Origin of the sequence: Nonomuraea candida (genome assembly GCF_000725485.1) — a bacterium.
GTDB lineage: Bacteria > Actinomycetota > Actinomycetes > Streptosporangiales > Streptosporangiaceae > Nonomuraea > Nonomuraea candida.
In genome coordinates, this window is sequence record NZ_JOAG01000142.1 from 1 (window position 1) to 828 (window position 828).

General features: G+C 66.9%; 1 protein-coding gene. It reads left to right on the forward strand.

Annotation, left to right across the window (positions count from 1 at the left end; translation table 11 throughout):
• A partial coding sequence (locus IO39_RS43420) for a tachylectin-related carbohydrate-binding protein (RefSeq protein ID WP_043637686.1) occupies window positions 1-822 on the forward strand: 822 nt, incomplete at its 5' end.
• Window positions 823-828: the final 6 nt, after the last annotated feature.

Consider the following 828-nt stretch of genomic DNA (forward strand, 5'->3'; position numbering starts at 1 on the left):
TCGGTGAGTGACGTGACCGGCGACGGGTTCGCCGACCTGCTGGCCTACCGCGCCGACGGCCAGCTCCTGCAATACGACAACAACATCCTCATCAACGACGGCGGCCGCCCCTACGCCGGCTGGCGCGCCATCGGCGAAGGCTGGTCCGCCTTCCAACACGTCCTGGCCGCCGACGTCACCGGAGACGGCTTCGCCGAAGCCATCGCCGTCAACCCCGAAGGCACCATGTACCAGTACGACAACAACATTCTCATCAACCCCGACCGCAAGCCCTACACCACCCAGCGCGCCATCGGCCAAGGCTGGCAAGGCTTCAAAAAACTCCTCGCCGCCGATGTCAGCGGCGACGGAGCCGCCGACATCCTCGGCATCAGCGCCGAAAACGACCTCTGGTACTACCCCAACAACAGCGGCACCAACCCCGGCGGCGTCCCCTTCAGCGGCGGCACCAAAATCGGCGAAGGCTGGGACCGCTTCACCAAAATCCTGCTCGGCGACGTCACCGGCGACCGCCACGCCGACCTGCTCGGCGTCGAACCCAACGGCCACATGTTCCTGTTCCCCAACAGCATCGGAGCCTCCCCCACCCGCCCCTTCGGCCACAACCACGACATCGGCCAAGGCTGGCAAGGCTTCACCACCCTGATCGCCCTCGACGTCAGCGGCGACGGAGCCGCCGACATCCTCGGCATCGACCCCACCGGCCAGATGCGCTACTACCCCAACAACAGCGGCACCAATGCCGGCGGCCTCCCCTTCCTCGGCAGCCAGATCATCGGCACCGGCTGGCAGGGCCTCACCATCGCCTCCGCCAGCACCTGAACCACC